The sequence below is a fragment of the Streptomyces sp. B6B3 genome (genome assembly GCF_039871525.1).
Lineage (GTDB): Bacteria > Actinomycetota > Actinomycetes > Streptomycetales > Streptomycetaceae > Streptomyces.
Genome location: NZ_JBDPLU010000005.1, coordinates 37,288 through 51,411 on the forward strand (window position 1 = coordinate 37,288; position 14,124 = coordinate 51,411).

Here is a 14,124-nt window from a genome sequence, read left to right on the forward strand (position 1 = left end):
ACGCGGCACTCGGGCGGCCGCCGTTCGGGTGAGGCCCGGACTCGCTCCGGAGCCGACGTGCCCGACGTGCCCGACGTGCCCGACGTGCCCGACGTGCCCGCCAAGCTAGGCCGGGTGGCTCTCGTCCTCCTCGGCCGCGACCTGGCGCAGGGTGCGGCCGGTGCGGGCGGACCGGGCGCGGTTCGGGTCGGGGGTGCCGGCGCCCTCGTGGGAGGCGCCGGCGTCGGAGCGCTTCACCAGCAGCCACGCCTCCTCCTCGCCCGGCGAGTCGCCGCGGAACCGGGTCAGCGCGAAGCCGCCGCGCAGCTTCCTCCCTCTCAGCCGGAACGAGAGGTGCCCGCGGCGCAACGACTCCGCCACCGGCCGGTCGCGCTCCGGCCGCCACGTGCCCTCGTCCCAGATGATCACCGGGCCCGCGCCGTACTCGCCCGGCGCGATGACGCCCTCGAACTCCCGGTACTCCAACGGGTGGTCCTCGGTCGGCATGGCGAGCCGCTTGTCGTTCGGATCCGTGGACGGGCCCCTGGGCACGGCCCACGACTTCAGCACCCCGTCCGCCTCCAGCCGGAAGTCGAAGTGCATCCGGGTGGCGTCGTGGATCTGCACCACGAACCGCGGTTCCGGCCCGCGGTCACCGGCGCTGCCGCGGGGCTCCGCCGTCCGGGAGAAGTCGCGCCTGCGGTGGTACTCCGCCAGCGTCCGGTCCCGGTCGTCGCGGTCGCCGTCCTGGTCACGCTTGGCGTTCATCGTTCCAGCGTGACAGCGGAGGGCGGGCGCGACCACCCGTGGGCGCGGCGCGCGCCGCCGCTCAGCCCCGGCAAACCGTGAACTCGGCCCGGTCGGCGCGGATCGTGGTGCGGCCGTCGGACGTGGCGAGGCGTGTCCGCACAGCGGGCCGGTCCCTCCACGACGACCACGGACTCGGCGCCGCCGCCCGGCACGCCGGGAACGGCGGGCAGCGCCCGGAACGTCACCTCGCCGTCGCCGACGGCGGCGATCTCCGCCGTCGCGTAGGCCACGGTGAGGCCGCCGACGGTCAGGCCATGGTGGTACCTCCCGGGCCCCGAGGCCCGGGGGAGGCAGCGTCGCGGCGCCGCGGACCGGCAGCCGCAGCGTCTCGCCGCCGAACAGCGGCCGGCCGTTCTCCCGCACGGTGGCCGACTCGGGGTAGTGGGTGACGTTGAACGCGTGCAGCAGCCGGAACGAGACGGGGAGCGCGGGGGACGCGATCGGACGCGAAGTCATGCGCGATGATCCGTTTCGGCGGTGGGGGACGCGGTGGGGGAACGCGACTCGACACGGGTGTCTACGGCGTGCGGCCCGGCGCTCGCGGTCGGGAGCTCAGTGAGCGGCTCGGCGGTGTACACGTGCATCGTGGGCACCGGGCCGTCGGATCGGGGTCAGGCAACGCCGAAGTCCTCCCGGGCGATCAGCGGGCGGAGGGTACGGGCGAAGCCGCCCTCGCGGAACGGGCGTTGCAGCAGCCCGGGACGGAGCACCTGGGCCAGCGCGGCGGCCACCATGCCCTGGTCGAGGGCGAGCATCCGGTCGCTGACGTGCCCGGTGCGGACGTTGACGGAGTCGTAGAAGCCCATGCCGTCCTCGTACGCGTCGAAGTCGCGGGCGATCCGGCGCAGGTTCTCGACGGCGATGCCGGGCGTGTGCGGCAGCGCGAGGAACGAGGCGTGCGGGGTGACCACGCCGTTGGTGTACGCGGACGGGTCGGGCATCGGCGCGCCGTGCGGGACGTAGGTGCGGTCGGTGTTGGAGCAGTACCCGGTGGCGGAGATGCCGAGCCACTGCACGCCGTACTCCTGGTAGCCGCCCTCGGGGATGTTGCACGGCGAGAAGCCCCAGTAGCCGTACTCCGCGTCCAGCAGCCCGTGGTCGCGGTGGGAGAGCGGGAAGCGCCGGTGGTTGACCCGCCAGGAGCGGGGCGACCAGTCGGCCTCGGGCACGAAGAGCGGCGGCAGCAACGCCTCGAACATCGAGCCACCCCAACTCGGCACGATCCGCCGGTCGCGGTACACGTAGTGGCCGCGGAACATCCGCACCCCGTCCACCGTGACCCATTCGCCGCCGGGCGGCATCTCCTGCTCGACACCGGGCGGTTGGGTGCGCAGCATGTGCCAGTAGTGCTCGGGCGGCACGGTGCCGTCGCCGATGCCGAGGTAACTGGCGATGCGTGTCTCGGAGTTCAGCGCGCCGTAGAAGAACGGGGTGAGGGCGCCGTCCGCCACCAGGTAGCCGCCGTGCATCTGGCCCGGGTGCGCCTGCGGATCGGCCGGGTCGAACGGCTCGTAGAAGAAGGACCAGTCCATGTCGGCGCGCAGCCGGCGGACCCGGTCGGCCAGCAGCGGGTCGGCGTGCTCGGCGATCCGCAGCCCGACGTCCAGCCAGCCGTTGTCCACGGTGGACAGCAGGTGCTCGATCGGGTCGCCGCTGTCCGGCCACTCGTCGAGCACGGCGCCGGTGACCGGGTCGTACCAGTTGAACCAGAAGCCGTGGATCCGTTCCATCCGTTCGACCATGGTCAGCGCGGCGTCCAGCCGGCGGTGCAGCTCGCGCTCGGTGATCACGCCGAGGCCGGCGGCGGCGACCGTGGACCACAGCCAGCAACCGATGTTGGTGGTCGAGGTGTTGGCCGACCGGACCGGCGGCCCGTCGCCGGTCAGCGCGATGGTGTCGGCCGGCAGGCCGCTCTCGGTGACCATGGCGGTCAACGAGCGGTAGGTGTCGGCGAACCAGCGCCTCAACAGGCCCTCGTCGGCGGCGCCGAGGGCGGCGCACGCGGTGTCCGGGAGGCCGCCCAGCGCGGCGGCGCCGGCGGCGCCGGTCGAGGCGGCGAGCAGGGTACGGCGTTTGATCGGTCTCATCGGTGCGACTCAGCTCCTCTGTTCTGACGTGCTGCTCGGCACCCGGCCGAGGCGCAGCGAGCGGACGCCCGGCATCGGCAGGTCGAAGGTCACCGTGGCGGTGCCGTCCGGGTCCGCGGTCACCCGGGGCAGCGGCTCCGCGGGCAACTGGTCGGCGGCGCGCAGCTTCTCCCACTGCCGCTCGTCCGGCCAGTCCTGGTCCGCCCCGCCCAGCCCGTGCCAGACGGCCCTGATGTCGCCGTGGCCGCGGTCCACCCGGCGCGAGGTGACGGCGTAGCCGGCGCCCGGCGCCAGTCCCGACACGGTGACCTCGACGGTGCGGTCCAGCGCCGGGTCGCCGTCGGTCTTCGTCTGGTCGAGCGTGCCGTTCCAGGCCAGCAGTTCCACCGTTCCGCCGTCCGCGGCGCGGGTGGCCAGCGCCTGCACCAGCCCGCCGGCGCCGTCGCCGGTCACCTGGGCCGGCACCCGGGGGCCGGTCGCGGCGAGGCGGGTGAGCAGGTGGAACGCCCAGAACGCCGGTTTGCGCAGGTTCCCGACGGTCAGCAGGCCGAAACCGCCGTGGCACAGCCGGGGCGGCCAGCCCAGCTCCTCGAAGTAGTCGCTGGCCACCCAGTACGCCAGCGCGTCCGCCGAGTCGAGCGCCGCCGTCACGCCGCGCAGCACGAACGGCGCGGCGAACGCCGTGTCGGGCACGCCGCGCGGGTGGAAGTGGGTCGGGGTGGTGCCCCATTCGGTCCACAGGACCTCGGGCTCGGGACGCCCGGTGGCCTCGGCGAAGGCGCGGGTGAGCGGGCGGAAGTCGAGGGGCGCGTTGCCGTAGGTGTGGGTGGACACGAAGTCCACGGGCACGTCGTGCGCGCGGCAGTGGTCGAGCAGCGGGCCGACCCAGGCGGCCGCGGCCGAGGAGGGGCCGCCGACCCGGATCCGCGGGTCCACGTCCTTCACGGCGCGGGCGGCGACCTCGTAGAGCCGGTGGTAGTCGTGCTGGCTGCCGGTCCAGAAGACCTCCAGGTTGGCCTCGTTCCACACCTCGAACTCCCAGGTGGCGACCTCGTCGACGCCGTACCGGTCGCGGAGGTGGACGGTGAGGGCCCGGCACAGCTCGCCCCAGCGGTCCCAGTCGGCGGGCGGCGAGATGCCGGCCAGGAACTGGAAGACCGTGGCGTCGGGGTCGGCGGCCAGCTCCCGCGGCATGAAGGAGAGTTCGACCACCGGCCGGAGCCCGGTGGCCAGCAGCCGGTCGTAGACGTCGTCGAGGCCGGCGAAGTCGAACCCGCCGTCGGGGCGCACGGTGACGTTCTCCGGCAGGAACGTGCCGTGCGCGCGGACCGTGCGCACGCCGATCTCCTCGCGGACGATGCGCAACGCGCGGTCGTAGTCCGCGGCCACGTCGTGTCCCGGCACCGGCTGCCGGGCCGGGTCGAACGTCAGCAGCGAGAGGTGCTCGGCGCCGATCATCCGCCGCCACACGCCGGGCAGTCGGGCCGGTTCGCCGGCCGCGTCCACGGCGATCCGCACCCCGGCGGGCGCGGCGCCGGCCCGCCGGGCCAGAGGCACGCCGTCCACCGGGGCCGCCGGGCCGAGCGGCCCCGGGCCCGCGTCGTCGACCGAGGCCACCCGGTACCAGTGGCGGCGGCCGGGCTCGGCGAGCGTGTCGGCGTACGGCGGGTGGGGCACCGCGAGCACGTCCTCGCCGCGGTGGTCCAGCGGCTCGAACGGGCCCTCGGGGGCGTCGGCGCGGTGCACCAGGTAGCCCAACGCGCCCGCGACCGGCTCCCAGTCGAGCAGCACGTGCCCCGTGCCGTCCGCGGCCCGCAGCCCGGCCGGCGCCGGCAGCCCGCCGCCGGCCCCGGAGAGCGCGTCGCTGGGCCGCCCGACGCGCTCCTCCCAGTCGCGGCGTGCGGAGTTGTCCTCGGTCGTGGTCATGGGGGGACCTCTCAGTGGATGCGCTTACATAAGGGGCGGACGGGTGCGGTGGGGTCGGTGTTCGGACGGCTCGGGTGGCTCGGGTGGCTCGGGTGGCTCGCGTGGCTCGCGTGGACTCGGATGCGGACGGGGCTACTTGAGCCCGGTGGTGGCGATGCCCTGGGTGAAGTAGCGCTGCAGCGCGACGAACACCACCAGCACCGGCAGCACGGCCACGAACGCGCCGGCCATCAGCATCCCGTTGGAGCTGGACGACGCCGTCGGATCGATGGCGAACGTCGCGATGGCCACCGGCAGCGTGTACTTGTCGGGGTCGTTGGTGATCACCAGCGGCCACAGGAAGTTGTTCCAGGAGCCGAGGAACGTGAAGATCGCCAGGGTGGCGAGCGCCGGCTTGACCAGCGGCATGACGACGCGCCAGAAGATGTACCACTCGCCCGCGCCGTCGATCCTGGCCGCCTCCAGCAGCTCGTCGGGGATGGTGACCATGAACTGCCGCATCAGGAACACCCCGAACGCCCCCGCCAGGAACGGCAGCGTCAGGCCGGCGTAGGAGTTGAGCATGCCCAGCTCGCTGACCAGCACGAACTGCGGCAGCAACAGCAGGTTGCCCGGCACCATCAGGGCGGTCAGCACCACCGCGAAGACCGGGCGGCGGCCGAGGTAGTTGAGCTTCGCCAGGGCGTAGCCGCACATCGAGCAGAACACCAGGTTCCCGGCGGTGACCAGGGTGGCGACCACCGTGGAGTTGAGGAAGTAGCGCGGCAGGTCGAGGGTGTCGAAGAGCCGGCGGAAGTGCTCGAACGTCCAGTCGGCCGGCAGCCACGCCGGCGGGCTGGCGCTCAGGCCCTCGGTGGTCTTGAACGCGGACAGCGCCATCCAGACGAAGGGCGCGACCATCACCAGCAGGCCGGCGGACAGCAGCAGGTACGTCACCAGGCGGCGCGGGCCGGAACGCGGTGGCCGGGGTGCGGCGACGGTCCGTTTCGTCGGTGGCGGGGCGGGCCGCGCGGGAGTCGTCGAGGTCATCGGGTCCGGTCCTGAAGCAGTCGGAGCTGGAGCAGCGTGACGGCCATGATCACCAGCAGCAGGACATACGCCATCGCGCTGGCGTAGCCCATGTGGAAGAAGTTGAAGCCCTCCTGGTAGATCAGCAGCGACACGGTGAGGGTGCTGTCGTCGGGACCGCCGTCGGTCATCACGAACGGCTCCTCGAAGACGTTGAGATAGCCGATGGTGGTGATCACGGCGACGTAGAGGAGGGTGGGGAACAGCAGCGGCACGGTGATCCGGCGGAACTCCTGGAACGGGCCGGCGCCGTCGATCCTGGCCGCCTCCCGCACGTCGTTCGGGATCGACTGGAGGCCGGCCAGGAACAGCACCATGCCCATGCCGAGGTTGCGCCAGATCGCCATCGCGATCAGCGAGGGCAGCGCCCACGCCTCGGAGCCGAGCCAGTCCGGCGAGGTCACGCCGACCTCGGCGAACAGTCCCGCGACCAGCCCGTCGAACGGGTCGAGCACGAACCGCCAGACCACCGCCGCGGCGACGATCGTGGTCACCACGGGGGCGTAGTAGCCGACCCGGAACACGGTGCGCAGCCGGCCGACGCCGCGGTCCAGCAGCACGGCGGCGACCAGGCCGGCCAGGATGGTGAGCGGGACGCCGAGGCCGACGAAGTAGAGGGTGTTGGCCAGCGCGGTGCGGAACTTCTCGTCGCCGAACAGCTCGGTGTAGTTGTCCAGGCCGACGAAGTTCGCGGACATCGGGTCGGTGACGTTGCGCAGCCCGAAGTCCGTGAAGCTCATCAGCAGCGTGGCCACCACGGGCATCGCCATGAAGACGCCGAAGACGACCAGGAAGGGGGAGGAGAACAGCCAGCCGGCCAGGTGCTGGGTGCCGAGCCGGGCCCGGCGGCGTGGGCTGCGGGGGCGTGAGCTTTGGCGCGGCCCGGCGCGGCAGGCGTTGGCGTTGGCGCTGGCGCTGACGACGGGCTTCGCCACCCCGGCCGCGGCGCGGGCGGCGCCGAGGGCGCGGGGGGCGCGCGAGCCGGACCGCCCCGACGCCTCGCTCCCAGCCGAGGCGCCGGGGCGGTCCGGGTGGTCGGAGGAGGCCTTCGTCGCGTCGGTCACGCCGGCCTCACCTGACGATGCCCTCGGCCTCCGACTGGAGCGATTCGGCGGCCTCCTCCGGGCTGGTGTTGCCGGTGGTGACGCCCTCCATCGCGGTGGAGATCGCGTCGGCCAGCTCCTCCCATTCGGGGATCACCGGCACCGCCGCCGCGGTCGCCAGCTGCTCCTCCATCACCTGCAGCTCCGGGCTGTCGGCAAGCTCGCCGCCCTCCCAGGCCGCCTCCACCGCGGGCAGCCCGCCCACCGCCTCGTACCAGGCGCGTTGCTGTTCGGGCTCGGCGAAGTGGGCGATCAGCTCCTGGGCCGCGGCCTTGTGCTCGCTGTCCGCCGAGATCACCAGGTTGGAGCCGCCGATGAAGGAGATGGACGACTCGTCCGCGGGCAGCAGCGCCACGTCCCAGGCGTCGGCGCCCAGGTCCGGCAGCTGGTCGCGGATGTTGGCGACCATCCAGGGACCGGAGACGAACATCGGGGCCACGCCCTCGCCGAAGTCCGGGATCACGTCGTACCCGATCTGGCTGCGGTCGCTGGCCAGCCCCTCCTCGAAGTACGCCTGGTACTCGGTCAACGCCCTGACCATCTCCGGGGTGTCCATCGTGGGGTTGCCCTCGGCGTCGGTGAACTGGCCGCCGGCGGAGAAGACGAACGGGGCGAGGGTCTGCCAGGCGCCGGTGCCGCCGGGCTGGAGCGAGACGCCCCAGCGGGAGCCGTTGTCCTGCAGGGCGGTGGCCAGTTCCCGCATGTCCTGCCAGGTGGCCGGCGGCTCGTCGACGCCGGCCTGCTCGGCCAGGTCGGTGCGGTAGTACAGCACCCGGGTGTCCACGTACCAGGGCACGCCGTAGGCCTGCTCGTCCACCACGCCGGTGTCCCAGGCGGCCGGGAAGAAGTCGTCCTCGGCGAAGACCGAGGTGTCCACCGGCTCCAGCACGCCGAGCTCGACGAACTCGCCCATGTAGGAGGTGCCCATCTGCATCACGTCGGGCAGCTCGCCGGCGGCGGCCGCGGAGACCAGCTTCTGGTGGGCGTTCTCCCAGCTCACGGGTGTGACCTCGATGCTGAGGTGGTCGCGCTCCGCCGCGTAGGCGTCGGTGAACTCCGTCAGCCGCTGCCCCTCCTCGCCCATGGCCCAGACGGTCAGGGTCTGCTCCTCGTCGGCGCCGACCTGGGCACCGGCGTCACTGCCGCAGGCCGGCAACGTCAGGGCCCCGGCGAGCACGGCGGCGAGCACGCCGGCGCGTCGGGCACGCGATCCGGCGGGGGGTCTGCGGCTGGGCTTCATGAGCGCCTCCTCAGCGTCATGGATGCGCTCCTCGTCTTTGTAAGCGCATACATCAGCCTGCGGCAGAGGGCTTGCCGCCCTCAAGAGGCGCGAAGATAACCCTTTGATAACGGCGGCGGCGCGTTCGGCGCCCCGGCGCCCCGCGGCCGCCGGGCGGAGCGTGCCGCGGCCTGATCAGGACACGGGGTCGCAGCCGCAGCTGGCGCGGCGGGTGAGGGTGGTGGGGAGCACCCGGGCCTCCGGCGGGCGGTCCCGGTCGGCGAGCCGGGCCACCAGCAGCTCGACGGCCTGCTCGCCGAGCCGCCCCATCGGCTGCCGCACGGTGGTCAGCGTGGGGCGCACCAGCCGGCCGAGCGGGATGCCGTCGAACCCGGTGACCACCATCTCCTCGGGGACCCGCAGCCCCAGTTCCGCCAGGGCGTGCAGGCCGCCCACCGCCATCTGGTCGTTGGCGAAGACCAGCGCCTCGGGACGGTCGGCGCCGCGCCCGAGCAGCTCGGCGACGGCGGCCCGGCCGCCCGCCTGGGTCAGGTCGGCCCGGATGTCGGGGTGCGCCGGCAGCGGCAGTCCCGTGGCCAGGTGGGCGGCCTGGTAGCCGCGCAGCCTGGCCTCGCCGTCCGGGGAGTCGGAGGGCCCGCCGACGAACGCCAGCCGGCGCAGGCCGTGCTCCACGATCAGATGCCGGGTGAGCGCCAGCTGGCCGTCGAAGTTCGCCACCTCGACATGGTCGTTCCGCCCGTCGCGCGGGGCGGCCAGCAGCACCACGGGCAGCCGCCGGGAGACGACGTCCAGGTCCTCCTCCGGCACGTCCTGCGCGAGCAGCGCCAGGCCGTCCACCCGGCCGGCGATCTCGGCCACGACCTGGGTGACGGGCGGCGCGGTGGAGTCCGGCGGCGCCGGCTCCCGCGGGCGGTCGGGCCGTGCGGCGTCTCCGCCGGACGCGGCGATGAGCAGCGCGTACCCGTGGCGCCTGGCGGCACGCTCCATGCCGCGGATGACCTCGTCGGCGTACAGCATCAGCTCGGCGTCGTCGGCGTCCGGGGCGTCCTCGGCCTCGTCGTCGTGGAAGTCGGGGAAGCACAGGCCGAGCACGCCGGTCATCCGGCTGGCCAGGCCGCGGGCGCTGCCGCTGGGCACGTAGCCGAGCTCCCGGGCCGCGGACAGCACCCGCTCCCGGGTGCCGGCCCGCACCGAGTCGGGGCTGCGGTAGACCCGGGAGACGGTGGCGATGGAGACGCCGGCCCGCTGCGCGACGTCGTACACCGTCGGAGTGCTCATCCGGGACCCCCTCCCCCGCACCGTCTCTGAAAGCGCATTCATGCTACAGCCTCCCGCCCCCCGCGCCCGGCCGCGCCTCCCCCTGCCGGCCCGCTCCCGGACTCCGCTCCGACCGTTCCCTTGCCGCGCTCCGGCCGCTCGCCGGCCGCGCTCCGGCCGCCCTCTGGCGGGCCCGAAGGGCGCGCGGTCGGACCCCTGGCCCGTGATAGGCTGCTTGAGCGACTTCGGCGCTGTCAGCTGCCGTTATGGTCGGCTCAGAGCGGGGCCAGAATCCCGTTGGGGGCATGCAAGATCCTGTGCGAGACTAGGTTTCGCACACACGCCAGGTCCTGTGGAGCAGTTAGGAGTGCTCGCCACCCTGTCAAGGTGGAGGCCGCGGGTTCAAATCCCGTCAGGACCGCTCCGGCTGGGTAGCTCAGTTGGTACGAGCGTCCGCCTGAAAAGCGGAAGGTCGCCGGTTCGACCCCGGCCCCAGCCACCTTCTTGACCAGCGAAAAGCCCCTGCCGGAATCGTCCGGTAGGGGCTTCTTCAGCGACGTGGCATCTTCCGCTGACCGCAGTGGCTCGGAGGGCTTCAACCGACGTTCGACGGCATGACGAAGTCGTCATCACCGCGCCGGCCACCTGCTACCAGTGGATCAGGTAGAAGCCCCCCGCGGCCCTCGGCTCGCACCGGTAGCCGGTCAGCTTCCCCTGCTGCGCGAGCGTGTTTCCCGCTGTCATGCAGCTCCTCAAGGTCGAGTAGACCCTCCATCCCGTCGGCGATTCCATGGTGCTCGCCGTAGTCTCTCCCCGCGGGATGCCGACGACGGCGTTCTCAGAGACACCCTGGCGTCCCGTTTCTGCCGCGGCGACGGACCCCGTCGCGGCAACCGAGACACCAGCCAGCACGGCCACACTGGCCGCGGTCACCGCGATCCTGGTCGTGATCCTGCTCATCTTCGTTCCTCTCGCTTGTTTGCCGGAGTTCGAACTCGCGTGACGCGGTCGTTCGCCATCGGAGCGGCAAGACAGCGGTGCGGCCACGCGCCGGCGCGGTCCTCCTACCGGCCGTCGTCGGCCGGGCGAAGGCGCCAGCAGGACCATTACGAAGCGTGCCCTCGGGGCAGACTCAAGGCTCACGCGTCTGAACCGGATCACGTCCGGCGGGAGTTGAGTGTGCCCCAGCGGCAGGGTGTCGGCTGCCGACCGGGTGATCCGGGCCCTGATCCGGCCCGTGCTCGGGGACTCACGAGTGATGGTCGTTCCCCCTCGCTCAGCCAGACCTCGCGGCTGGGGCCGGCCACGGAGGCCGACACGTTGGCTCAGGCGGTCCGGGGCGTTTCCGCTGCGGCGGCGCGTGGGCGCGCATCCGCGTGGTGACCTCGTGGTCGCCGTGCGTGGAGATCTTCATCATGGTGTGAGAGTCACCCCACGGTCACGCAGAGGGATATCGTGGCGGTACCGTAGATCTTGGAACGGGTGAACCGCTTCCGAACGGGAGTCCAAGGCCGCAGGGGGAGGTGGCCCACGTCGTGCTTTCCGGTGACCGGAGAGAGCTGGCGCAGCACGTGACTCGGTTGGGGCGGTGGTGACCGTGGGCGTCGTTTCCGTCATCACCTCGGTGCACGCGCCCGCCGCGCACCACCTGGCCGACGCCTACCGGTCGTTACGCGCACAGGTGCTGCCCACCGGGTGGGACTGGCAGTGGGTGATCCAGGAGGACGGCGAGTCGGCGGCCGTCGCCGGGGCGGTTCCGGACGATCCGCGGGTGAGCTTCGGGCAGGGCCGGAGGGGCGGCGCCGGTGTCACCCGGACGCTCTCCCTCGCCCGGGCGGAGGGTGCGTACGTCAAGGTCCTCGACGCCGACGACATGCTCACACCGGGCACGCTCGCGCGCGACATCGAGGTCCTGGAACGGAACGCCGACATCGGCTGGACCACGTGCCGGGTCCTCGATCTCCTGCCGGACGGCTCGCTGGTCGGCTTCGACCGTGACCCGCCGGACGGTCCCCTCCAACCCGGCGCGGTGCTTCGGCACTGGCGGGCGCACAACTACCGCGCGCCCGTCGTGCCGGGAACGCTCTGTGCGCGCCGCGAACTGGTGCTCGCGGCCGGGGGATGGATGGCCCTGCCGGCCTCCGAGGACACGGGGTTGCTCATCGCGCTGGACGCCGTCAGCCGAGGCTGGTTCACGGCCGAGGTGGGACTGCACTACCGGAAGTGGCAGGGGCAGAGCACGCAGCTGCCCGCCCACACGCTGCCCGTCGAGTGGGACGCGCGCATGGCCGTCATCGAGGCGCGCGCCCGCGCACTCGCCGCCACGGGGTGGCGCTACGGCCCCGGGGGCAGCGCGCCATGACACCGGGGTGACGCGACCGGCGTCGGAGACACGCCGCGACCGGACCGGGCTCGGCACGTCCGGCGCGGCGTTCGCGCCCGGCCCACCGGTCACGGTCCGGGGCTGGCGAGGAACGACGAGATCGTGCGCGTGGTGTCCCGGAGAACGGGACACCACGCACACGTGGGCGTTCATGACCCCGTTCGACGGCGGGGTCGTAGGGTGCCGGTGTGGACTGGCAGGGGTGGCATGACCACTACGACGCTCCCGGGTCGCAGCTGGCCCGGCGGCTGCGGGTGGTGCAGGAGCGGATCGGGGCGGTGCTGGACGAGGCTCCTCCCGGGCCGCTGCGGGTGATCAGCCTGTGCGCCGGGCAGGGCCGGGACCTGCTGGAGGTGCTGGACGGCCACCGGCGCCGGGGCGAGATCCGGGCGCTGCTGGTGGAGCGGGATCCGCGGAACGCCGCGCTGGCGCGTGAGGCCGTCGCGGCGGCCGGGTTGGAGGGCGTCGAGGTGGTGACCGGCGACGCGGCGCTCACCGACCACTACCGCGGCCTGGCGCCTGCCGATCTGGTGCTGGTGTGCGGGCTCTTCGGCAACATCGTCGACGAGGACATCCGCCGCACGGTCGGCGCGCTGAACCAGTTGTGCGCGAGCGGCGGCGCCGTGATCTGGACCCGGCACCGAGGCGCTCCCGACCGGGTGCCGGTGATCTGCGACTGGTTCGAGGAGTTGGGCTTCGAACGCCGGTGGCTGTCCGCGCCGGAGGCCGGCTTCGGCGTCGGCGTGCACCGCTTCCGCGACGAGCCGCGGCCGTTGCGGGAGGGCGTGCGCCTGTTCTCCTTCGCCGGCTACGACGTCCTCAGGAACGCGATCGACATCGTGCCCCTGCGTCCCGGGGACCGGGCCGGGTGGGAGGTGCTGGCGCGTGGGTACAAGGCGTTCTACGAGACGCCGCTGGCCGACGAGGTGTACGAGGAGACCTGGCGGCGGCTGCTGAGCGGCGAGGAGTTGCACGGGCTGGGCGCCTGGTTGGACGGGCGGCTGGTCGGCATCGCGCACCATCTCTTCCACGCCACCTTCTGGATGGCCGAGTCCTGCTACCTGCAGGACCTCTTCGTCTCCGAGGCGGCGCGCGGCCACGGCGTGGCACGGGCGCTGATCGAGCGGGTGGCCCAGGAGGCGCGGAGCCGTGGCGCGGCCCGCCTGTACTGGACGACCAGGGAGGACAACGCCCCCGCCCGCGCCCTGTACGACAAGGTGGCCCGCTTCAACGGCTTCGTCCGCTACGACCATCCCCTGGCGGGAACCAGCTAGCCGCCCCGGCTGGCCCGGCCGGGGCGCGGTGGAGACCGTGCGCGTGGTGTCCCGAGAAACGGGACGTCCCGCGCACGAAGTCCGGCGGGCGGCCGTGGTCGTCCGGGACGGTCGGGCCGCCGTTGGGGTGGGTGAGGGGCCGGCGGGCATACGATGTGGCGCATGGCTGAGGAGCTGAGGGACGGCGGGGTGGGGACGTCCCGGCGGGTGCGTACCAGCAGCCAGGTGCAGCGGGAGGTCACCCAGCTCATCCTCGACCGGGGCCTGCGGCCCGGTGCGGCGATGCCCACGGAGACCAGCCTGATGGAGCAGCTGGGCGTCAGCCGCAACTCCGTGCGCGAGGCGCTCAAGGCCCTCCAGGCACTGGACATCGTGGAGATCAGGCACGGCTACGGCACCTATGTCGGCCGGGCCTCCCTCACTCCGCTCGTGGACGGTCTCACCTTCCGCACGCTGGCCCAGCAGGAGGACGACGTTCGGGCGCTGGCCGAGATCCTGCAGGTCAGGAGGGTACTGGAGGAGGGCCTGATGGTGCAGGTGGCCGCCGCGGTCACCGACGAGGAGCTCGACGCGCTGGACGAGATCATCGCCCGGATGGAGGAGTCCGGACGAGCGGGCCAGGGCTTCCCCGGACCTGACCGGATCTTCCACGAGACGCTCTACCGGTCGCTGGACAACGCGCTCGTGACCCAGCTCCTCGGGGTCTTCTGGGACGTGTGCCACCGGGTCGCCGACGCGCGCGGGTGGATCGACGGCGCCTCGCCCGCGGTCACCGCCCACCGGCACCGGGACATCGTCACGGCCCTGCGTGCCCGCGACCCGGAGGCGGCCAGGCAGGCCATGGCGGACCACTTCCAGGGCGTCGATGCCTGGGCGGCACAGATGCGCGCCCCGCGCTGAGCCGCCCGGCGCTGAGCCGCCCGCGAGGTGAGCCGCCCGGCGCGGTGAGGCTGTCGCGGCAGAGCGGCCCGCCTGGGGAGAGGGTGCGGAGGCCGCG

12 protein-coding genes and 2 tRNA genes are annotated in these 14,124 nt (G+C 73.2%); 5 read left to right on the forward strand and 9 right to left on the reverse strand.

Translation table 11 applies throughout. The features are described from left to right. Nucleotides 1-105 precede the first annotated feature (105 nt). The 8 genes from ABGB06_RS12695 to ABGB06_RS12730 form a co-directional block, all read right to left on the reverse strand. On the reverse strand, nt 106-747 hold the full coding sequence (locus tag ABGB06_RS12695) for a DNA polymerase ligase N-terminal domain-containing protein (protein WP_347588472.1): 642 nt from the start codon (nt 745-747) through the stop codon (nt 106-108). Next, nucleotides 744-1,019 carry a hypothetical protein gene (locus ABGB06_RS12700; protein WP_347588474.1) on the reverse strand — a complete coding sequence of 92 codons (276 nt, stop codon included), beginning with the start codon at nt 1,017-1,019 and terminating at the stop codon, nt 744-746. Before ABGB06_RS12700 ends, ABGB06_RS12695 begins: the two co-directional genes overlap by 4 nt. Nucleotides 1,020-1,400: 381 nt before the next feature. After that, entirely contained in the window at nt 1,401-2,867 is a 1,467-nt protein-coding gene (locus ABGB06_RS12705) for a glucoamylase family protein (protein WP_347589148.1), read from the reverse strand. Between the two features lie 18 nt (nt 2,868-2,885). Further along, on the reverse strand, nt 2,886-4,802 hold the full coding sequence (locus ABGB06_RS12710) for a glycoside hydrolase (RefSeq protein ID WP_347588476.1): 1,917 nt from the start codon (nt 4,800-4,802) through the stop codon (nt 2,886-2,888). A 132-nt stretch (nt 4,803-4,934) separates the two neighbouring features. Continuing rightward, on the reverse strand, nt 4,935-5,831 hold the full coding sequence (locus ABGB06_RS12715) for a carbohydrate ABC transporter permease (RefSeq protein ID WP_347588477.1): 897 nt from the start codon (nt 5,829-5,831) through the stop codon (nt 4,935-4,937). Beyond that, nucleotides 5,828-6,934, reverse strand: a complete 1,107-nt coding sequence (locus ABGB06_RS12720; protein WP_347588478.1) for a sugar ABC transporter permease — start codon at nt 6,932-6,934, stop codon at nt 5,828-5,830. Before ABGB06_RS12720 ends, ABGB06_RS12715 begins: the two co-directional genes overlap by 4 nt. Nucleotides 6,935-6,941: 7 nt before the next feature. Next, nucleotides 6,942-8,213 carry a sugar ABC transporter substrate-binding protein gene (locus tag ABGB06_RS12725; protein WP_347588479.1) on the reverse strand — a complete coding sequence of 424 codons (1,272 nt, stop codon included), beginning with the start codon at nt 8,211-8,213 and terminating at the stop codon, nt 6,942-6,944. 174 nt (nt 8,214-8,387) lie between these two features. After that, complete coding sequence (locus ABGB06_RS12730; protein ID WP_347588480.1) at nt 8,388-9,491, reverse strand: LacI family DNA-binding transcriptional regulator; 1,104 nt, start codon at nt 9,489-9,491, stop codon at nt 8,388-8,390. 325 nt (nt 9,492-9,816) lie between these two features. On the opposite strand from ABGB06_RS12730, the gene ABGB06_RS12735 reads away from it, so the two are divergent. Then, nucleotides 9,817-9,891: transfer RNA gene (locus ABGB06_RS12735), tRNA-Asp, on the forward strand. Nucleotides 9,892-9,895: 4 nt separating this feature from the next. Next, nucleotides 9,896-9,969 (forward strand) — tRNA-Phe (locus ABGB06_RS12740). 149 nt (nt 9,970-10,118) lie between these two features. On the opposite strand, the gene ABGB06_RS12745 is transcribed toward ABGB06_RS12740, so the two are convergent. After that, nucleotides 10,119-10,430 carry a hypothetical protein gene (locus ABGB06_RS12745; RefSeq protein ID WP_347588481.1) on the reverse strand — a complete coding sequence of 104 codons (312 nt, stop codon included), beginning with the start codon at nt 10,428-10,430 and terminating at the stop codon, nt 10,119-10,121. 637 nt (nt 10,431-11,067) lie between these two features. Here ABGB06_RS12745 and ABGB06_RS12750 point away from each other — a divergent pair. From ABGB06_RS12750 to ABGB06_RS12760, 3 genes are all read left to right on the forward strand, one after another. Next, nucleotides 11,068-11,832 carry a glycosyltransferase gene (locus ABGB06_RS12750; RefSeq protein WP_347588483.1) on the forward strand — a complete coding sequence of 255 codons (765 nt, stop codon included), beginning with the start codon at nt 11,068-11,070 and terminating at the stop codon, nt 11,830-11,832. Nucleotides 11,833-12,041: 209 nt separating this feature from the next. Continuing rightward, a complete protein-coding gene (locus ABGB06_RS12755) occupies nt 12,042-13,127 on the forward strand; it encodes a bifunctional class I SAM-dependent methyltransferase/GNAT family N-acetyltransferase (RefSeq protein WP_347588485.1) in 1,086 nt (361 codons plus the stop codon). A 162-nt stretch (nt 13,128-13,289) separates the two neighbouring features. Continuing rightward, nucleotides 13,290-14,027 carry a FadR/GntR family transcriptional regulator gene (locus ABGB06_RS12760; RefSeq protein ID WP_347588487.1) on the forward strand — a complete coding sequence of 246 codons (738 nt, stop codon included), beginning with the start codon at nt 13,290-13,292 and terminating at the stop codon, nt 14,025-14,027. The last annotated feature ends 97 nt before the right edge of the window (nt 14,028-14,124 follow it).